The following is an 18,308-nucleotide window of genomic DNA, read 5'->3' on the forward strand; positions in this document are numbered from 1 at the left end:
TGTGTCAGTGGTGGCTGAGACGATCGACGCATGACGACGATCGACTGGGACTCCGCCGCCGACTCCTTCGACGAGGAGCCCGACCACGGGCTGCTCGATCCGGTGGTCCGGCACGCATGGGCGCAGCGCCTGGAGAACTGGCTGCCCGGGGGCCGCTCCGAGGTGCTCGACCTGGGGTGCGGCACCGGAAGTCTGGCGCTGGTCGTCGCCGGCCAGGGCCACCGGGTCACCGCGGTCGACCGGTCGCCGCGCATGGTCGAGCAGGCACGGGCCAAGCTTGCCGGGACGGGCACCGAGGTGCTCGTCGGGGACGCGGCCCGACCACCGGTCGGGAAGCAGCAGTTCGACGTGATCATGGCCCGCCATGTGGTGTGGCTGCTGCCCGATCCCGAGGCCGCTCTGCGCCACTGGTTCGGTCTGCTGCGGCCCGGCGGGCGGCTGCTGCTGATCGAGGGGGTGTGGGGCGGGGTGGGCCTCTCCGCCGAGCGACTGACTTCACTGCTCTCCCCGTTCACGGAGCGCATCCACCACGAGCGGCTCTCCGGCGACCCGAACCTGTGGGGCAAGCAGGTCGACGACGACCGGTACGCGCTGGTGGCACGCGCCGAACCGCCGCACCGGCACACCGAGATCGTCGATGTGCATCTGATCCTGCGTCGCGGCCCCGACGTCCTGCTCGCCCGCCGCGCCGGCACGGGATACGCGGACGGGCTGTTCAACGGTCCGTCCGGACATGTGGAGGACGGCGAGGACGTCCGCGAGGCGATGATCCGCGAGGCCGCCGAGGAGATCGGTCTCGCACTGGACCCGGACGAGCTGCGGGTCGCCCTGGTCATGCAGCACCGGGGTCCCGGCGGCAGTCCCCGGACCGGCTGGTTCTTCGAGGCGGAGTACGACCCGGCCCGCCCGCCGTACAACCGCGAACCGGAGAAGTGCTCGGAGCTCGCCTGGTTCCCGCTGGACGACCTGCCCGACGACATGGTCGCGTACTGCCGTGCGGGGCTGGACGGTTACCGGGCGGGGGAGCACTTCCTGATCCACTGGCACGAGGACGGCGACAGCGTGGCGTACCAGCCGCACGGCATCCGCCGCGCGGTCCCGCTGCGGTCCGGCGGGTCCGCTACCGGCGGGGTGCACCACATCGAGCTGTGGGTCCCCGATCTGGCGGTGGCCGAGGCGGGGTGGGGCTGGCTCCTCGGTGAACTGGGCCATGTCCCGTACCAGAGGTGGGAGCACGGCCGCAGCTGGCGGCGCGGTGACACCTATCTGGTGATCGAGCAGTCACCGGCCCTGGCCCCGGAACCGCACGACCGGCTCCGCCCCGGCCTCAACCACCTGGCGTTCCACGTCCGGGACCGGGCCACGCTGGACGCGCTGGTGGCGCGGGCCCCGGAGCACGGCTGGCGGCTGCTGTTCGCGGACCGCCATCCGTACGCGGGCGGCGACGGACACTGCGCCGCCTATCTGGAGGACACGGCGGGGTACGAGGTGGAGCTCGTGGTGCGTTAGCGTCCGTCGCCGGACGGGCGCGACGGTGCCAGCAGCCCCGCGAGCCCGCCCGCGAGGGCGAGGCGTTCCAGCTCGTCCAGCGCCCGGCGGGCGGCATCCGCCGCGTCGGGATCGTGTGCGGCCAGTCCGCTCTCCTCGAACTCGTCCTCGTCCAGCCGCAGTACGGAGGAGCCGTCCGCGGACACCCACAGATCGAGATCCAGGTCCTCGACCAGCAGCTCCCCGTCGCCCAGCACCGCGGGCCGGGTGATGTCGCAGTACCAGCCCTTCAGCGTCCCCTCGCCGGTGCGGACCTCCTTCACCGCGAACCACCGGTCGCGCCAGTAGTGCTCGGTGAAGACGTCGCCCGGCTCGAACCGTACGAAGCCGAAGTCGCGCACACCCGGTGCGGCCCACGGTGCGGTCACCGTCACTTGGGCGCCGTCGTCGCCCACGAGCTCCGCCGGGTAACGGATCTTCGTCCGCCCCGCTTTGACCAGGACGACCTCAACCGATGTTGTGGACATGGCGCACCTCCGTGGCGCAGATCCGGTAGCCGAACCATGTGTTGATGGCCAGCATCGGGCCGTTGTCCGCGTCATTGCCGGTGTACGCGTCCGTGTAGCCGGCCGCGCGTGCGCGGTGCAGCGAGTCGGTCTTGGCGAGCTTCGCCAGACCCCGGTTGCGGTACGCCCTGCGGGTGCCGGTCATCCCCGACCAGTAGCGGGTCAGGCCGTCGGTGTTCGCCGCGCTGAAGGCCGCCACCTCGCCGTCCACCACAGCGACCGAGGTGAGCTCCCGGTCCAGACCGGGGTTGTTCCAGGTGTTCCGCAGCCAGTCCTCGTAGTCCGAGAGTTCGGCCGGGGTGTCGCTCGGCTCGTCCGCCGTGGTCTCCGCGTCCGCCTCGAACAGGGGCCGCGGGTCGTCCGCGAAGTCCGCGGCGGTCTGCAGCTCCACACCGGACGGAGGGTCCTGACGGGGCGGCAGCGTGCCCTGTGTGAGGTCGAGATGGAGGAAGTGCGCCGGACGGCTCGGCGTGTACCCGCGCTTCTCGGCGAAGACCCGGTTCGCCGGCTCGTCGAGCACCCAGGTGTAGACGGCGACAGCCCCCTCCCCGGCCAGATACTCCTCGGCGGTGCTCACCAGCAGCGAGCCTGCCCCGCGGCCCACCCGGTGGGGGTGCGTGTACGGATTGCAGAAACCCTGGCCGGGCTCCGGGCTGTCATGGACGATGCCGACCTGAGCGGTACCGATGATCTCCCCGTCCTCCTCGGCGACCAGCAGCCTGTACCGCCTGTCGGGATGGGCGTTGGCCTGTTCGAAGGCAACCTGCTCAGGGGTCGTCACCATGTACGGAAGTGCGGCGCGCCGCACCCGTACCCACGCCTCGGCGTCGGTGGGCACGAAGTCGCGAACGATCACAGTCATGCGGCGGACGTTACGGGGAGAACCGGCCCGGTCGCCTCCGATTTTCCGGTGGTGGGGGAGAATCGGGCCGTGACTTTGAAGATCGCTCTCGATCCCGACTCCGGCACCGCCCCGTACGAGCAACTGCGCACGCAGATCTCCGAACTGGCGCGCTCCGGCGCGCTGCCCGTCGGCTACAGACTCCCGACCGTACGCGGCTTCGCCGAGGAGCTCGGCCTCGCCGCGAACACGGTGGCCAAGGCGTACCGGACCCTGGAGGCGGACGGGGTGATCGAGACCCGCGGACGGAACGGCACGTTCGTCGCTGCCGCGGGGGACGCGGCGGAGCGGAAGGCCGCGGAGGCGGCGCGGGAGTACGCGGACCAGGTGAAGCGGCTCGGGTTGTCGCGTACGACGGCGGCGTCGCTGGCGCAGGATGCGGTGCGGGCGGCGTACGAGGAGTGACCGCGGCGGTCCGGTCCGGTGGCCGTTCGTGTCCTCAAGGACGCGAGAACCAAGCCCGTCCGGCGATCGAGGACGGGCTTACGGGCGGAACCCTCAGAGATACAGGCCCGCGTCCGCCCCCGCGTCCTGCTTCGGCACCGAGGCGGGACCGGTGCCGCGGCGCAGCGCGTACAGCTCGGCCAGCGTCGAGCCCTCCCGGCGGAGCCCTTCCTCCGTGCCCAGCCACGCCACCGCCTCCTGGCGCGTCAGTGGGCCCACCTCGATGCGGGCCAGGCAGCGGCCGGGCCTGACGACCGCCGGGTGGAGTCGCTCCAGGTCCTCATTGGTCGTCACGCCGACCAGCACATTGCGGCCCTGGCCCAGCAGCCCGTCGGTGAGGTTCAGCAGCCGGGACAGCGCCTGGCCCGCGGTGTGCTTGGCCTCGCCCCGGATCAGTTCGTCGCAGTCCTCCAGGAGCAGCAGCCGCCACCTGCCCTTCGCCGTGCCGTCGTCCTCGCCGATCGCGATGTCCATCAGGTAGCCGACATCGTTGAAGAGCCGCTCCGGGTCGAGTACGCAGTCGACCTGGCACCAGTCCCGCCAGGACCGTGCCAGCGTGCGCAGCGCGGACGTCTTGCCCGTGCCGGGCGGGCCGTGCAGCAGGAGCAGCCGGCCCGCGATGTCGTCCGGTGTCACCTTCATCAGCCGGTCCATGGCCTCGGCCACCGGCGCCGTGTAGTTGCTGCGCACCTCGTCCCATGTACCGGCGGCGATCTGCCGGGTGGTGCGGTGCGGGCCGCGGCGTGGCGAGACGTACCAGAAGCCCATCGTCACGTTCTCGGGCTGTGGTTCCGGTTCGTCCTGGGCGCCGTCCGTCGCCTGGCCGAGAATCTTCTGCGCCAGCTCGGCGGTGGTCGCGGTGACGGTGACGTCGGCGCCGCGGTTCCACCGCGAGATGAGCAGTGTCCAGCCCTCCCCCTCGGCGAGGGTCGCGCTGCGGTCTTCGTCGCGGGCGGCGCGCAGCACCTTGGCGGCAGGCGGCAGCAGCGTCGCCCCGGACTTCACCCGGTCGAGGGAGGAACTGTGGGAGTACGGCTGCTCGCCCGTCGCGAAGCGGCCGAGGAACAGCGCGTCGACGACATCGGCCGGGGAATCGCTGTCGTCGACGGTGAGCCGGATCGGAAGAGCGGACTCAGGGTTGGCAGACATGGCGCCCATGATCCGGCACAGGGGCACCCGGCGCACCCAGGTTTTGCCACCTTCTGCCACCCGTCCGACCGGCCCGCATCGGCCCCTCCTCAAGTCGGTGAATCCGCGTCGGACCTGGCGGGTCCGCCGCACGACCGGCGTACCCGTCGTCGAAGGTGATCGGTACCGGGCGCGGCAACAGGAGTGCCGGTGCGTCGGGCCCGGCCGCGCGCTGCGGGGGAGACGGCCGGAACAGGGGGACGTGTGTCCGTACCTCCCCGTCTCGATGTCGATGTTCCGCATGCGCGACTTTGTCGCCCGGTGCGTCGGATGCCGGACTGCCGGATGACGCACGCTCAGCGGGCCGTCAGGGAGCCCCCGTCGAACGGACTTGGCATGAACACTTCCAGCACCGCGCCCGTGCTGCTACTACGGAGTAGGGCAGAGATCCTGCCGGCCGGTCCAAGGGAGAATCCATGAAGATATCCAGACTTGTGGCGTTGTCGTCCTCACTTCTGCTCGGTGCCGTACTCGCCCTGACCGGGGCGGCCACCGCGAACGCCGCAACGTCGGTCGATTACGTCGCACTCGGCGACTCGTACTCCTCGGGGGTCGGCTCCGGCAGTTACGACAGCGCCAGCGGTGACTGCAAGCGCAGCACCAAGGCCTATCCCGCACTCTGGGCCGCCGCCAACTCGCCCGCGTCGTTCGCCTTCACGGCCTGTTCGGGCGCCCGTACCGGCGATGTGACGGCCGGGCAGCTCGGCCCGCTCTCCGCCTCGACCGACCTCGTCTCGATCTCCATCGGCGGCAACGACGCGGGCTTCGCCGATGTCATGACCACCTGTGTCCTCCAGTCGGAATCCACCTGCCTCAGCCGGATCGCCACCGCCCGCAGCTATGTCGACTCCACTCTGCCCGGCAAGCTCGACTCGGTGTACACGGCGATCAGGTCCAAGGCGCCGTCCGCCCACGTCGTCGTCCTCGGTTACCCCCGCTTCTACAAGATCGGCGGCAGCTGCCTCGCCGGCCTGAGCGAGACCGAACGCTCCGCCATCAACAGCGCCTCCGACTACCTCAACACGGCAACCGCCAAGCGTGCGGCCGACCACGGCTTCACCTTCAGCGATGTCGCATCCAGGTTCACCGGGCACGAGATCTGCTCCGGCAGCGCCTGGCTGCACAGCGTCAACTGGCTCAACATCGGGGAGTCCTACCACCCCACCGCCGCCGGACAGTCGGGCGGCTATCTGCCCGCCCTCAACTCGGCGGTCTGACGGGGCGGCGGAGGGATCGCGCGCCGCCCCGGTCAGTCGCCCGCCGGAGCGGAAGTCCCTTCCGCCGTGGCGGAGGCCCCGTCCGTCGGGGTCTCCGTCCGGCAGGTCACCGAGAACGCCACTCCGTTCGAGGTGACCGCCACCGGACTCCTCACCTCCAGGGTGATCGTTCCGTGGTACGTGGTGTCCTGCCGGTACGTCAGCTCCGTGTGCGACACGGGTTTCGACCGCCCGTCGCCGGCGCCGAAGGACAGCGACTGCCAGCCGGGATCCGAGCTCGTACCGTCCTTCAGCGCCCACCGGTACTCGACCTGCACCGGCGTACGTCCCACGGTGATCGTCGCCTCGACCGCCGGTGCCTCGGTGTGCGGGGGCGGGCAAGTGCCCTCGTAGCTGTCGCGTACGGGGGTGAGATACACCGTCACGGTCGGGGGCGACGGCTTGCTCGTACTGCTGTGGCCGGTGTTCCCGGCGCCGCTCGCGCCCGGTGATCCGTCGGTGTCGGGCGTCACCCCGGTGGCGGGCGCCGAGCGCGGGGCGCTGCTGGTCGGGCCCGGGCCGGGGGCGCCGGTGGACCCTCCCGCGTTCTTGTCGTCGCCCTTGTGGGCCAGTGTCCAGACGATCCCGCCGATGGCCAGCAGCAGGATCGCCAGCCCTACGGCGAGAACGGCGACCGCCCGACGCGACCGCTCCTCGGGGGCGTACGCGGACGTCGCAGACGAAGCGGGGGAGGGGAAGGAGGTCGCGGGAAACGGCGTCGCGGGCGTCGTCGTGCCGGCCGTCACCGTGACGCCGTGGGGATCCACCGCGCCCGCCCCCGCGGTCTGCGGCGTACCCCCGGCGGCGACGATCCGCAGCCGATGCTCGGCCTCCGCGGCCGAAAGCCGCTCGGCCGGGTCCTTGCGCAGCAGCGCCTCGACGACCGGGGCGAGCGGGCCGGCTCGCCGGGGCGGCGGAAGTTCCTCGTCGACCACCGCCCGGAGCGTGTTCAGCGGGGTGTCCTGACGGAACGGCGAATTGCCCTCGGTCGCGGCGTACAGAAGCACACCGAGTGACCACAGGTCCGATTCGGGCCCCGGCGTGCGCCCCAGTGCGCGCTCGGGTGCCAGGAACTCCGGCGAGCCGATCAGTTCACCCGTCATGGTGAGTGCGGACGTCCCCTCGACCATGGCGATGCCGAAGTCCGTCAGTACCACCCGCCCGTCGTTGGCGATCAGCACGTTGCCGGGTTTCACATCGCGGTGCAGCACCCCGGACCCATGGGCGCTGCGCAGCGCGGCCAGTACCTCCGCGCCGATGTGCGCCGCCCGCTGCGGGGGCATGGGGCCATCGGCGTCCAGTACGTCGGAGAGCGTGAGCCCGCGGATCAGCTCCATCACGATCCACGGGCGGGAGTCCTCGGTCGCCACGTCGTGGACGGTGACCACGTTGCGGTGGGAGACCCTCGCCGCCGCCCAGGCCTCCCGCTCCAGGCGCGCGTAGAGCCGCTGCACGTCGGAGGCGGGCAGCCCCGACGGGGCGCGGACCTCCTTCACGGCGACCTCGCGCCCCAGCACCTCGTCGCGTGCCCGCCACACGATCCCCATCCCGCCCTGGCCCAGGGGGCCCAGCAGGCGGTAGCGGCCCGCGATCAGTCGGTCCTCGCCCGGCACTTCGCTCACGGTGATCCCCCATCCGCAGGAGTGGCGGCAGCACGGCGGAAACCTCTCCACGCTAGCTCAGACCGGCCCGTTCCGACCCCCTTGCGCACCAATTCGCCGCTGCGGGCGAACCGCTCCCGTTCTGTCCAACTCGCCCTGGAATCGAGCGAATTATGAGTACGGTCGTCAACCTCCGTATGTGTGTACTCAATCCGACGCCCGGGATACACGCGTGTCATCGCGGGGGGATAGGGTTAACCTGCCCGGGCCGGGTGCCCTCGTACGGGTGGGGAGTGACATGGAACAGATAGCGATGCGCAGCAGGCCGCGTGTGCCTGCCATCACATGTGGGAGCAGTGCGACCAGTTCGCGCCTCGACCGCCATCTCGCAGTGCTCGGCGGCCCCGCCGTCCCGCAGCGCGAGACCGCGGAGGCGACGTTGCTGATGCTGGAGCTCACCTCGCGCGACGCCGCGCACAGCCGCCGGAGCAGGAGCGCGCGTGTCTCGCTCTTCGCCCCGCTGCGGCGACTGCGGCGCTCGCTCTTCGGCAGCCGCCGCTGACCCGACGGCCTGTCACCATCGATCCGGCCCCCGACCGATCGCCCGTCGCCGACTGAACCGGCCCACCGCTCGGGCCGCGCTCAGGCGATCACACCGTCCCGGCGCAGCTCCGCTGCCTGCTCGTCCGTCATCCCCGCGGCCCGCAGCAGCGCTTCGGTGTGCTCACCGAGCGCCGGTACGGCTCCCATCCGCGGCTCCGCCCCGCCCGGCAGCGTGATCGGCGGCAGCATGGCCCGCAGCGCCCCGACCGGTGATTCCACTTCCCGCCACCGGTCCCGCGCCGCCAGCTGCGGGTGCGCCGCCACGTCCGCCACGGTGTTCAGCCGGGCGCAGGCGATGCCCGCGGCGTCCAGCCCGGCCAGCGCCTTCCGCGTGGTCAGCGTGGCGAGCACCTCGGCGACCACCGCGTCGGTCCGCTCCCGGTGAGCGGTCCGTGCGGTGTTCGTCGCGAAGTCCGGATCGTCCGCCAACTCCGGCCGTCCCAGAACCTGTTCCGCGAGCCGGCGCCACTCCCGGTCGTTCTGCACGGAGAGCAGCAGGTGTTCCCCGTCCGCCGTCTCGAATGCGTCGTAGGGAGCGATGACGGGATGCGCGAGTCCCGTGCGCGCCGGGGTTTCGCCTCCATGCATCCGATGGTGCAGCGGATGCCCCATCCACTCGGTCAGCGCCTCCAGCATCGAGATCTCCACCGGCCCGCCGAGCCCGGTGGTCGCGCGCCGCAGCAGCGCCGCGAGCACCCCCGAGAAGGCGTACATCGCCGCCGCGATGTCGGCGGCGGGCACACCCGCCTTCACCGGCTGCCCGGGCGTGCCGGTGACGGAGACCAGACCTGCCTCGCACTGCACCAGCATGTCGTAGGCCCGCTTGTGTGCATACGGCCCGTCCCCGCCGTACCCCGAGATGTCGACGGCGACCAGCCGCGGGTGCGCGGCGCAGAGCGTCGTGGCGTCCAGACCCAGCCGGGCGGCCGCACCCTGGGCGAGGTTCTGTACGAACACATCGGCGTCGGCGACCAGTCGGCGCACCACGGCGAGGCCGCGCGGGTCCTTGAGGTCGATCGCGAGGGACTCCTTCCCGCGGTTGCACCAGACGAAGTGCGAGGCCAGACCGCGGGCAGCGGTGTCGTAACCGCGGGCGAAGTCACCGCCGTCCGGGCGCTCGATCTTGATGACCCGGGCACCGAGGTCGGCGAGCTGCCTGGTGGCGAACGGGGCGGCGACGGCCTGTTCGACGGCGACGATGGTGATGCCGTCCAGAGGGAGGGGGTGAGTGCTCATGGGAACCCTACCTATCGTGTACGTAACAACTTTGTCATCCCGAGATGTTGACGTCGAAAACTTCCGGGGCCAAGGTGCTGATCGTTTGGCACGTACACAGCACCTCACCTCCGGAGGCGTACATGTGTGACCTGCACGACCAGCACGAGCACGCGCACGAAGCAGCCATGGCAGCCGGTCCGGTCCTCAGCCGCAGACGGATCATGCAGTTGCTCGGTGCGGCAGGGGTGACCACCGCCGTGATGACGGCCGAGGCCGATCCCGCGATGGCCGCGGCCTCCGAGGCGGCCGAAGCCGCGACGGCCGACGGTTACGAGGCTCCCAAGGGGCTGGCGCAGGACAGCCCGGCCAAGCAGGCGGCCATCGGCTGGATCGAGACCAACAGCGGCCGGATCACCGGGCTCAACGCGGAGATCTGGGACCACGCCGAACTCAGCCTGCGCGAGTGGAACTCCTCGCTCGCCGAGGCCGGGTTCCTGGAGAAGGCGGGATTCGACGTCGAGTTCGGCACCGCGGGCTTCCCGACCGCGTTCACCGCCACGTACCGCTACGGCAGCGGCGGCCCGGTCCTCGGCTTCAGCGGGGAGTACGACGCGCTGCCCGGCCTCTCACAGAACAAGGGCGTCGGCCACCACGATCCGCGCGAGTACATCCACGACCCGTTCGCGCCCGGTTACGGCCCCGGACACGGTTGCGGGCACAGCGCGCTGGGAACGGCCGCCGCCGCGGCCGCGGCAGCCGTCGCCCAGGCCGCGGCGAAGCACCGGCTGCCCGTCACCGTGAAGTTCTTCGGCTCGACGGCGGAGGAGGCGCTGATCGGCAAGACGTACGCCGTCAGCCAGGGCGTGTACGACGGTCTGGACGCCTTCCTGGACTGGCACCCCTCCACCGCCAACGCCACCGGCTGGGGCTCCACCACCGCGATGACCGCGGTGACCTTCACCTTCCTCGGGGTCGCCGGCCACGGCGGAACCCCGCTCGGCAACAAGAGCGCGCTGGACGCCGCCGTGATGATGGCGACGATGTCGGAGTTCCTGCGCGAGGAGAACCTCGCCCCGTCGGGGCGACTCCACTGGGTGATCAACAACGGCGGTGACATCCCGAACGTCACCCCGGAGATCGCCGAGATCTCGTACTACGTCCGCGAAGGCAGTCCGGCCCGGGTACAGGTACTGCTCGACAAGGTGATCGCGGTCTCCGAGGCGGCGGCGAAGGCCAGCCAGACCACGGTCGGACACCGGATCACCTCGGCCTGCTGGAACCAGCTGCCGTCGAAGTCCTTCGCCGAGCTGCTGCACGAGAACATGACGCAGATCGGTCCGCCCGCATTCACCGACGAGGCGCACCGGCTGGCGAAGGAACTCCAGACGTCGCTGGGACTCCCCGCCACCGGCATGCACGACAAGGTCGGCGCGCTCACCCCGCCCAACCCGGTCTTCATGGGCGGCGGATCGACCGATGTCGCGGACATCAGCTGGAATGTGCCGACCGTGTCGATGGGCGCGGCGCTCGCCCCGATCGGCACCAAGATGCACACCTGGTCCACAGCCGCGTGTGCGGCAGCCGCGCCCGGTCAGGCGGCGGTGATCGCCGCAGCGAAGTATCTGGCCGCGACCGCGGTCGATCTGCTCACCCAGCCGGAGCGGCTGAAGGCGATCAAGGCCGAGTTCGCCGAACGCACCAAGGGGCTGGCGTGGAAGACGGCGCTGCCCGGTGGCTATGAGCCGCCGATGTACGAGCCTCCGGCCTGGTTCCTGAAGAAGACCGGGCAGAAGTGGCCGCCGAAGAACATCACCTGGCCGCCGAAGCGGGTCGTGTCGCAGGAGAAGTTCGCCTCGCTGGGGCCGGAACTGATACCGCAGAAGTAAAGGGGCAGAGGCAAAGGGCGTGGTGCCGGGGCATGTCCGTGGCATGACCCGGCACCACCGCACCGGGTGCCGGGTGCCGGGTGCCGGGTGCCTGGCGGCGGGAACGGTGCTCATGCCCGCCGGGGCCGGCGCCCGCAACGGTGACCCGGGCCGCGGGCGACGGTCCGACCGGGACCGAAATAATTCGGCACCGAAGTACTTCTAGACTGTGCGCATGTCCGAAAAGCGAGCAGCGCGCCTCAGTCCCGACGAACGAAGGGCTCAGCTGGTGGCCATCGGCCTGGACATGCTGGCCGATCGGTCACTGGACGAGCTCTCCACCGACGAGGTGGCGCGCCGTGCCGGGATCTCCCGGGGGCTGCTGTTCCACTACTTCGACTCCAAGCGCGACTTCTACCGTGCCGTGGTGCAGCAGGAGTGCGACTGCTTCGCCGCAGCCACGGAACCGGACCCCTCGCTGGAGCCCGTTCCCTGGCTGCGGTCGTTCATCGTCGGCTTCGCGGCGTACGTACTCGAGCACCGCAAGGTCTATCTGGCCCTGGTCCGCGGCGCCGCCGGGAGTCATCCCACGGTGGAGGACATCGTCGAGGGGACCCGGGACACGCTCGCCCGGCGGGTGGAGGAGGGGCAGCGGCGGCTCGGGATGCCGGAATCGCCGTGGCTCCCCATCGCCAGCCGGGCCTGGATGGCGTTCGCCGAGGAGGCCGTCACCAACTGGCCGCTCGACGACCCGGACGCGCCGGCGGAGCTCGCCGCCTTCCTGGAGTCGAGCTTCATCAGCCTGCTCAGCACGCTGGACCGGCCGGCCGCGCTGACGCATTGATTCCGCGGTGAGCCCGGTGGGCGTGCCACGCCGACGCGACGACCCCTCGAGTGTCCGGTGCATCCGCCGCGGCGGTGCGGTGGCGCCTCGGTGAGTCCGTGTCACTCGCCGCCGCGGGCATGGCGCCGGACGGCCAGCGGTACGAACACCATGAGGAGCGCCGCCGACCAGGCGAGCGTGCCCGCCACCGGGTGGGCTGTCGGCCAGGCGGCGTCCGCGGACGGCGCCGCATTGCCGAACAGGTCGCGGGTGGCGGCGGCCATGGCGCTGATCGGGTTCCACTCCGCGACCGTCCGGAGCAGGCCGGGCAGATTGTCGGTCGGGATGTAGGCGCTGGACAGCAGCGGAAGGATGAACGTGGCGCTGCCCAGCTGGCCCGCCGCCTCCTCGTTCCGGATGAGCAGCCCCAGCCAGCAGCCCAGCCAGGACGTGGCGAACCGGAAGAGCAGCAGCAGTCCGAACCCGCCGAGTGCCGCAGACGGGCCGCCCTCGATGCGCCAGCCCACCGCCAGCCCGACCAGGATCAGCGGCACCATGCCGATCGCCGTGGTCAGCAGATCGGCCGCGGTCTGCCCGAGCGGTACGGCGGTGCGGCTCATCGGCAGCGTACGGAACCTGTCCATCACCCCCCGGTGGCAGTCCTGTGCGGACTGGAACATCCCGGTCATGATGCCGTTCGCCGCCGTCGCCGCGAGCAGCCCGGGCACCAGGAACGCGCGGTACTCCTGCCCCGGCATGGCGAGTGCGCTGCCGAACACGTACCCGAAGAACAGCAGCATCGTGATCGGCATGGTCTGGGTCAGGATCAGCACCCCGGGGGCGGCCTTGATCCGCTGCAGGTGGCGGCCCAGCACGCCGCAGCCGTCGGCCAGCGGGGTGCTGGTGACCGTGCGGGCCGTGGTCGCTTCCCGTGCCTGCGTCATGCTGCCGTCTCCTTCACGGGCGGGGATGTGCGGCCGTCGTCGCGGCCGGTCAGGCGGAGGAAGACCTCGTCGAGCGTCGGCGGGCGCAGGCTCGCGTCGATCAGCGGCACTCCCGCCGCGTCCAGTTCGCGGACGATGCGGGGGAGGGTGAGTGTGGTGTCGGTGGCGACGGCGCCGACCGTGCGGCGCGCGTGGTCGAGCACGGGTTCGACACCGGTGAGCCGGTCCAGGACGCCGGCCGCGGGCACGAGGGCCGATTCATGGCCGACGACCACTTCCGCGTAGGAGCCGATCAGGGCCTTCAGTTCGGCGGGGGAGCCGCGGTGCGCGGCCCGGCCCCGGTCGATCAGCACGATGTCGTCGGCCAGCTGATCGGCCTCCTCCAGATACTGCGTGGTGAGCATGACGGTGGTGCCCCCGCCCGCCAGTTCGCGTACCGCCGCCCAGATCTGGTTGCGGCTGTGCGGGTCGAGTCCGGTGCTCGGCTCGTCGAGGAAGAGCACCTGCGGACGGGTCAGCAGGCCGGCGGCCAGGTCCAGGCGGCGCCGCATCCCGCCCGAGTAGGTGCGGGCCGGGCGGTCGGCTGCCTCGGTCAGCTCGAAGCGTTCGAGGAGTGCGTCGGCGTGGCGGCGCACGGCCTCGCCACGGAAGCCGAGCAGCCGGCCGAAGAGCCGCAGATTCTGCCGGCCGGAGAGCTCGTCGTCGACCGAGGCGCTCTGCCCGGTCACCCCGATCGCCGCGCGCACCGCGCTCGCCTCGCGCACCACGTCGTGCCCGGCGACCCGGGCGCTGCCGCCGTCCGGGGCGGTCAGTGTGGTGAGGATCCGCACGGCGGTGGTCTTGCCCGCGCCGTTCGGTCCCAGGACTCCGCAGACGGAGCCCTCGGCGACGGCGAGATCGAGACCGCTCAGTGCGTGGACGTCCCCGTAGCGTTTCGTCAGACCTTCACTAAGTACAGCGTACGTAGTCGTCATACTGCCCACCGTACCTCACTACGTACGGTGTACGTAACTAGGATGGTGAGCGAGGTGATGATCGATGGTGGGGCGACCCGCTGTACCCGAAGTGATCTGGGCACGCCCCGAGCGTGCGGGCCGTGGCCCGAAGCCCGCATTCAGCCGCGCCGACATCGCGGACGCAGCCGTCCGCATCGCCGATGCGGACGGCGTCGACGCGGTGTCCATGCGCAAGGTCGCGGCCGAGCTCGGCTGCGGCACGATGTCGCTGTACAACTACGTGCCGCGCAAGGAGGACCTGTACGAGCTGATGGTCGACCGGGTCAGCGCCGCTTACGAGCTGCCGGAACACCCTTCGGGGGACTGGCGTGCCGACCTCGTCGCACTCGCCCACCAGACCCGTGCGCTCATGCACCGCCACACGTGGGTGCCCCGGCTGATGTCACCCGTCTACGGCTTCTCGCCGAACGCGCTGCGGTTCCTGGAGTACGCGCTGAGCTGCCTGGACGGCCTGGACGCGCGGTTCGGCGAGAAGATGGAGCTCGTCGCCATGGTCAACGGCATGGTCACCACGTATGTGTCCAACGAGATCGCCACGGCGGAGCGGAGCCGGTCACTGCCCTGGTCCGAGGAGCAGGAGCAGGCCGTCCGCACCGGCTATCTGATCAGCCAGATCATGACTGGGAAGTACCCGCATATGGCGGCCGCGTTCGCCGAGGACTCCGGGCCGATCGATCTGGACGGGGTGTTCGACCGGGCGCTCGGCCGGGTCCTGGACTCGTTCGAACGGTCGGCTTCCTGACTGCCCGATGTGTCACACCAGGGCGAACTGCCCTTCCGGGCCCTCCTCGTGGTGGTCGAGCACGGAAGCCGGCCGCCTGGCCGTCGCCGCGACCGGCAGGACACCGGCCGCGCGCAGATCACCGGTGGTGAGCCGCGGGCCGTCGGCCGGCTCCTCCTGCCGGGGCCGGAGTTCGGCGAGCAGCGCCAGCACGGTGATCAGTTCCAGCAGTTCCGAGGTCCACTCCTGGGGCCAGCCCCGGGGCCGTATCGCCTCCAGACCGTCCGCCCCGTCCGCTGCGGCCCTTCGCTCGAACCACAGCTCCAGCATCCGGACCCCGCCCACCCGGAACTCCCAGGCTCCCGCCGGCACGGGCGAGATGCGTCCCGTCCCCAGCAGGAGCGTCTCGTCGGCGGGGTCGTACTCCAGCGTGCCGGGCGCGGCCGGTACCGCGGCCCGCACGTAGGGGCGCCGCCCGCCGGGCAGCCGCGGGCGCTCCCCGCCGCGCGCGCCGCGCAGCTGCAGCCGCAACAGCTCCCGGCCCAGCTCCACCCCCGCCCACCAGCGTGCGGTGTCGGCGGGCAGCGGTACGACGGTCCCGGCGGGGGAGTGACGGGCCGCCGTGACGATCCACGCCAGCACGGCCTCCGCGGTGACCGTGTCCCCGTGCCGGGCGCGCAGCAGGCCGAGCAGCCCGGGCGCCAGATTGGGTTCCCGTCCGCCGGGCCTTCGGTAGAGCGGCCGGATCCGGCCGGGGCGGCCCGCCGGCCAGTGGCCGTCGGGCAGCAGCGCCGTCACGGACAGGGCGGGACCGGTGTCCTGCGGTACGTACCCGTGCTCGACGGCGAAGAGCTGGTGCCCGTCGGCGACCCTCCACAGCTCCGGGCGGGCGGCGTCGATCAGTCGGTGGTCGGGGATCAGCCACTGCTCGTCGAACGGTCCGTGCAGGATCCGCACCGGCTCGGGGCACGGACCGGACTCCCGTGCGAACCGGGCGGTGGAGGTGGTCTGGCCGGGCAGCGCCGCGACCGGAGTCTGCGGGTCACGGGAGCGGGTGGGCCGGAAAAGCTGTTCGCGCTCGGCTCCCTCGGCGCTGACCAGACGTCCCCAACGGGCCCTGAGGGAACCGGCGTCCGGGGCCGTCACCCAGGGGCGCCCGGTGCGCAGGGGTCGTACGGACCATGGCATGAGATCGTCGAGCAGCGGGATGTCGTCGTCCCCGCCGGCTCCGGCGCCCGCCCGTGCTGCCACCGTGTCGTCCTCCCCGTCGCCACGTCCGCCGCCCCAGGCATCGTAACGGCGCGTCGTGTGCGGTCAGTGCGCTTCGACCGTCACCGAGAACGAGAACCTGTCCCCCCGGTACCGGATCTGTGCCACATCCACCACCCGGCCGCTCTCGTCGTACGTCACCCCTGTGTAGAAGAGGATCGGGCTGAGCAGCGGGACCTGGAGGAGCTCGGCGGTGGTCGGGTCGGCGAGCCGCGCCTCGACCGTGTCCGTGATCCGCGCGATCCGGACGCCGACGCGATCGCGCAACACCTTGGTCATCGGCCAGCGTTCGAGATCGGCGGCATCGAGCCGGGCCGCGACCTCGGGATGCACCGTGTTCTCCGCCCAGTTGGTGGGCTCGCCGGTGTCGCCGTCGCAGCGCAGCCGCCGGTAGCCGACCACGTCCGTGCAGCCCGGGAAGTACTCGGCGAGATCGCCGGGCAGGGCGAGCGGACCGTGGCCGAGGACGGTGGTGCGCTCGCCCGACTGCTGGGCGACGATCGCATCGATCGAGCCGAGCAGCCGGACCGGCGAGGCCCGGCGGGCCCCCGGCTCGATGAAGGTGCCGCGCCGCCGGTGCCTGCTGATCAGCCCCTCCGTCTCCAGCTCCTTGAGTGCCTGCCGCATCGTGAGGACGCTGACGCCGTAGTGTGCGGCGAGCTGCTCCTCGGTCGGCAGCCGCAGCGAGGCGTCCTGGGCGCGGCCGAGTATGGACGCGCGCAGGGACTGCGAGACCTGGTACCACAGCGGCAGTTTGCGGTTCAGGACCAGCGAGTCGGGGGCGAAGGCCGTCACCTGGGGCGTCTGGGGCAGTTGAGGCACCTGGGTCACCTGGACTCTCCGTACTGCGACACTGCGGACGCGACGAGCGGGGGCCGGAAGCGGTGGCTTCGCCTATGGCCGGAAGTTACGTTCGAGACCCTGCCACACGCCGTCGTACCCGCGCTGCAGGTGGTCGGCGGTAGCCGCCTGTCCGGTCGCCGTGACCGGCCAGCGGGTCTCGAACATGAAGGCAAGACCGTCGTCGATCTTCTGCGGCTTCAGCTCCGCCGCGCTCGCCCGGTCGAAGGTCTCCCGGTCCGGGCCGTGCGCCGACATCATGTTGTGGAGCGAGCCGCCGCCCGGCACGAAGCCACCCCTGCCGGCCGTCTTCGCGTCGTACGCCCCCTCGATCAGCCCCATGTACTCGCTCATTACGTTGCGGTGGAAGTACGGCGGCCGGAACGTGTCCTCGCCGACCAGCCAGCGCGGCGCGAAGACGACGAAGTCCACACCGGCGAGACCGGGGGTGTCGGACGGCGATGTCAGCACCGTGAAGATCGACGGGTCGGGGTGGTCGTAGCTGATGGAGCCGATGACGTTGAAGCGGTGCAGGTCGTAGACGTACGGGGTGTGGTTGCCGTGCCAGGCGACGACGTCGAGCGGCGAGTGGTCGTACGTCGCGGACCACAGGTTGCCGCAGAACTTGTTGATCACCTGGACCGGGCGGTCCGTGTCCTCGTACGCGGCGACGGGAGCGAGGAAGTCCCGGGCGTTGGCAAGACCGTTGGCGCCGATCGGGCCGAGGTCGGGGAGGGTGAACGGCTGTCCGTAGTTCTCGCAGACATAGCCGCGGGCGGAGTCGTCGAGGAGGTCCACCCGGAAGCGGACACCGCGGGGGATCAGTGCGATGTGGCCGGGTTCGGCGCGCAGCAGGCCCAGTTCGGTACGGAGCAGCAGGCCGCCCCGCTCGGGGACGATCAGCAGTTCGCCGTCGGAGTCGCTGAACACCCGGTCGGTCATGGCTGTGTTGGCGTGGTAGAGGTGCACGGCCATGCCGGTGCGCTGGGTGGCGTCGCCGTTGCCGCCGAGGGTCCACAGCCCTGCCAGGAAGTCCGTGCCGGGCGCGGGGTCGGGGAGCGGGTCCCAGCGCAGCCGGTTCGGATCGGGGACGGACTCGGTGAAGGGGGCGGTGCGCACCGCGCCGTTGTCGATCCGGACGAACGGCGGGTGGGCGGCCGAGGGACGGATCCGGTAGAGCCAGGAACGGCGGTTGTGGGCGCGCGGTTCGGTGAAGGCCGAGCCGCTCAGTTGCTCGGCGTAGAGGCCGAGGGGTGCTCGCTGCGGCGAGTTGCGGCCCTGCGGCAGCGCCCCCGCGACCGCCTCGGAGCTGTGCTCATTGCCGAAACCGGGGGAGTGCGCAAGCGCTTCCGCCGTCTTCCTCGCCTGCTCGATGCCGCTGATGCCGCCCATGCCGCGCTCCCGGTGCCGAAGAATTCCTATGGGACACCGTAGGAATCAGATCGGGGCACGTCAACGGGGCAGGGCGGTGGCGCGTCGCGGATCCGGTGCGGGGTCGTGACGGAATTCTTCTGATCCGTCGTGCAGGAGGGGGTCTCAAAAGTTGAACAATGCTCTACTCTCCC

Annotated in this window: 17 protein-coding genes; 7 read left to right on the plus strand and 10 right to left on the minus strand. The window is 71.3% G+C overall.

What is annotated here, in order from left to right:
* The first annotated feature begins 30 nt into the window (after positions 1–30).
* Positions 31–1,509, plus strand: coding sequence for a trifunctional class I SAM-dependent methyltransferase/NUDIX hydrolase/VOC family protein (locus tag ACFU6I_RS03110; protein WP_384360734.1), 1,479 nt, complete (start codon positions 31–33; stop codon positions 1,507–1,509).
* On the opposite strand, the gene ACFU6I_RS03115 is transcribed toward ACFU6I_RS03110, so the two are convergent.
* The gene (locus ACFU6I_RS03115; RefSeq protein WP_384360736.1) at positions 1,506–2,015 is read right to left on the minus strand and encodes a DUF402 domain-containing protein; all 510 of its coding nucleotides are present in this window, start codon (positions 2,013–2,015) and stop codon (positions 1,506–1,508) included. The genes ACFU6I_RS03110 and ACFU6I_RS03115 overlap by 4 nt on opposite strands.
* A complete protein-coding gene (locus ACFU6I_RS03120) occupies positions 1,996–2,916 on the minus strand; it encodes a GNAT family N-acetyltransferase (RefSeq protein ID WP_384360738.1) in 921 nt (306 codons plus the stop codon). The genes ACFU6I_RS03115 and ACFU6I_RS03120 overlap by 20 nt, the downstream gene beginning before the upstream one ends.
* Before the next feature lie 69 nt (positions 2,917–2,985).
* On the opposite strand from ACFU6I_RS03120, the gene ACFU6I_RS03125 reads away from it, so the two are divergent.
* Entirely contained in the window at positions 2,986–3,360 is a 375-nt protein-coding gene (locus ACFU6I_RS03125) for a GntR family transcriptional regulator (protein ID WP_345513581.1), read from the plus strand.
* A 93-nt stretch (positions 3,361–3,453) separates the two neighbouring features.
* Here ACFU6I_RS03125 and ACFU6I_RS03130 read toward each other — a convergent pair whose 3' ends face one another.
* Positions 3,454–4,557 carry a DUF5925 domain-containing protein gene (locus tag ACFU6I_RS03130; protein ID WP_384360909.1) on the minus strand — a complete coding sequence of 368 codons (1,104 nt, stop codon included), beginning with the start codon at positions 4,555–4,557 and terminating at the stop codon, positions 3,454–3,456.
* A 446-nt stretch (positions 4,558–5,003) separates the two neighbouring features.
* Here ACFU6I_RS03130 and ACFU6I_RS03135 point away from each other — a divergent pair, with 446 nt between their 5' ends.
* Positions 5,004–5,804, plus strand: a complete 801-nt coding sequence (locus tag ACFU6I_RS03135; protein ID WP_384360742.1) for an SGNH/GDSL hydrolase family protein — start codon at positions 5,004–5,006, stop codon at positions 5,802–5,804.
* A 32-nt stretch (positions 5,805–5,836) separates the two neighbouring features.
* Here the strand turns inward: ACFU6I_RS03135 and ACFU6I_RS03140 are convergent, their stop codons facing one another.
* Positions 5,837–7,465, minus strand: a complete 1,629-nt coding sequence (locus tag ACFU6I_RS03140) for a serine/threonine-protein kinase (protein ID WP_384360744.1) — start codon at positions 7,463–7,465, stop codon at positions 5,837–5,839.
* A gap of 277 nt (positions 7,466–7,742) precedes the next feature.
* Here ACFU6I_RS03140 and ACFU6I_RS03145 point away from each other — a divergent pair, with 277 nt between their 5' ends.
* Positions 7,743–8,006 carry a hypothetical protein gene (locus ACFU6I_RS03145; RefSeq protein ID WP_327247209.1) on the plus strand — a complete coding sequence of 88 codons (264 nt, stop codon included), beginning with the start codon at positions 7,743–7,745 and terminating at the stop codon, positions 8,004–8,006.
* An 80-nt stretch (positions 8,007–8,086) separates the two neighbouring features.
* On the opposite strand, the gene ACFU6I_RS03150 is transcribed toward ACFU6I_RS03145, so the two are convergent.
* The gene (locus ACFU6I_RS03150) at positions 8,087–9,283 is read right to left on the minus strand and encodes a CaiB/BaiF CoA transferase family protein (RefSeq protein ID WP_384360746.1); all 1,197 of its coding nucleotides are present in this window, start codon (positions 9,281–9,283) and stop codon (positions 8,087–8,089) included.
* Positions 9,284–9,405: 122 nt separating this feature from the next.
* Here ACFU6I_RS03150 and ACFU6I_RS03155 point away from each other — a divergent pair, with 122 nt between their 5' ends.
* Positions 9,406–11,151 carry an amidohydrolase gene (locus tag ACFU6I_RS03155; RefSeq protein WP_384360749.1) on the plus strand — a complete coding sequence of 582 codons (1,746 nt, stop codon included), beginning with the start codon at positions 9,406–9,408 and terminating at the stop codon, positions 11,149–11,151.
* A 214-nt stretch (positions 11,152–11,365) separates the two neighbouring features.
* On the plus strand, positions 11,366–11,974 hold the full coding sequence (locus ACFU6I_RS03160) for a TetR/AcrR family transcriptional regulator (RefSeq protein WP_384360751.1): 609 nt from the start codon (positions 11,366–11,368) through the stop codon (positions 11,972–11,974).
* Between the two features lie 101 nt (positions 11,975–12,075).
* Here the strand turns inward: ACFU6I_RS03160 and ACFU6I_RS03165 are convergent, their stop codons facing one another.
* Both ACFU6I_RS03165 and ACFU6I_RS03170 read right to left on the minus strand, forming a co-directional pair.
* Positions 12,076–12,897 (minus strand): ABC transporter permease, encoded by an 822-nt coding sequence (locus ACFU6I_RS03165; protein ID WP_384360753.1) that lies wholly within the window; start codon positions 12,895–12,897, stop codon positions 12,076–12,078.
* Positions 12,894–13,871: an ATP-binding cassette domain-containing protein gene (locus tag ACFU6I_RS03170; protein ID WP_384360756.1), complete on the minus strand. Its 978-nt coding sequence runs from the start codon at positions 13,869–13,871 to the stop codon at positions 12,894–12,896. Before ACFU6I_RS03170 ends, ACFU6I_RS03165 begins: the two co-directional genes overlap by 4 nt.
* Before the next feature lie 64 nt (positions 13,872–13,935).
* Here ACFU6I_RS03170 and ACFU6I_RS03175 point away from each other — a divergent pair, with 64 nt between their 5' ends.
* On the plus strand, positions 13,936–14,655 hold the full coding sequence (locus ACFU6I_RS03175) for a TetR/AcrR family transcriptional regulator (protein ID WP_384360759.1): 720 nt from the start codon (positions 13,936–13,938) through the stop codon (positions 14,653–14,655).
* 12 nt (positions 14,656–14,667) lie between these two features.
* Here the strand turns inward: ACFU6I_RS03175 and ACFU6I_RS03180 are convergent, their stop codons facing one another.
* From ACFU6I_RS03180 to hmgA, 3 genes are all read right to left on the minus strand, one after another.
* Complete coding sequence (locus ACFU6I_RS03180; protein ID WP_384360761.1) at positions 14,668–15,885, minus strand: type ISP restriction/modification enzyme; 1,218 nt, start codon at positions 15,883–15,885, stop codon at positions 14,668–14,670.
* A gap of 63 nt (positions 15,886–15,948) precedes the next feature.
* A complete protein-coding gene (locus tag ACFU6I_RS03185; RefSeq protein ID WP_384360763.1) occupies positions 15,949–16,734 on the minus strand; it encodes a GntR family transcriptional regulator in 786 nt (261 codons plus the stop codon).
* A 63-nt stretch (positions 16,735–16,797) separates the two neighbouring features.
* Positions 16,798–18,126, minus strand: a complete 1,329-nt coding sequence (gene hmgA / locus ACFU6I_RS03190; RefSeq protein WP_384360911.1) for a homogentisate 1,2-dioxygenase — start codon at positions 18,124–18,126, stop codon at positions 16,798–16,800.
* Positions 18,127–18,308: the final 182 nt, after the last annotated feature.

Origin of the sequence: Streptomyces sp. NPDC057486 (genome assembly GCF_042802415.1) — a bacterium.
Lineage (GTDB): Bacteria > Actinomycetota > Actinomycetes > Streptomycetales > Streptomycetaceae > Streptomyces > Streptomyces yanii.

Bases quoted from the DNA above. Each gene is read 5' to 3' on its own strand.
- ACFU6I_RS03110 (WP_384360734.1), top strand. From the start codon at position 31: ATGACGACGATCGACTGGGACTCCGCCGCCGACTCCTTCGACGAGGAG.
- ACFU6I_RS03115 (WP_384360736.1), bottom strand. From the start codon at position 2,015: ATGTCCACAACATCGGTTGAGGTCGTCCTGGTCAAAGCGGGGCGGACG.
- ACFU6I_RS03120 (WP_384360738.1), bottom strand. From the start codon at position 2,916: ATGACTGTGATCGTTCGCGACTTCGTGCCCACCGACGCCGAGGCGTGG.
- ACFU6I_RS03130 (WP_384360909.1), bottom strand. From the start codon at position 4,557: ATGGGCGCCATGTCTGCCAACCCTGAGTCCGCTCTTCCGATCCGGCTC.
- ACFU6I_RS03135 (WP_384360742.1), top strand. From the start codon at position 5,004: ATGAAGATATCCAGACTTGTGGCGTTGTCGTCCTCACTTCTGCTCGGT.
- ACFU6I_RS03145 (WP_327247209.1), top strand. From the start codon at position 7,743: ATGGAACAGATAGCGATGCGCAGCAGGCCGCGTGTGCCTGCCATCACA.
- ACFU6I_RS03150 (WP_384360746.1), bottom strand. From the start codon at position 9,283: ATGAGCACTCACCCCCTCCCTCTGGACGGCATCACCATCGTCGCCGTC.
- ACFU6I_RS03155 (WP_384360749.1), top strand. From the start codon at position 9,406: ATGTGTGACCTGCACGACCAGCACGAGCACGCGCACGAAGCAGCCATG.
- ACFU6I_RS03160 (WP_384360751.1), top strand. From the start codon at position 11,366: ATGTCCGAAAAGCGAGCAGCGCGCCTCAGTCCCGACGAACGAAGGGCT.
- ACFU6I_RS03165 (WP_384360753.1), bottom strand. From the start codon at position 12,897: ATGACGCAGGCACGGGAAGCGACCACGGCCCGCACGGTCACCAGCACC.
- ACFU6I_RS03170 (WP_384360756.1), bottom strand. From the start codon at position 13,871: ATGACGACTACGTACGCTGTACTTAGTGAAGGTCTGACGAAACGCTAC.
- ACFU6I_RS03175 (WP_384360759.1), top strand. From the start codon at position 13,936: ATGGTGGGGCGACCCGCTGTACCCGAAGTGATCTGGGCACGCCCCGAG.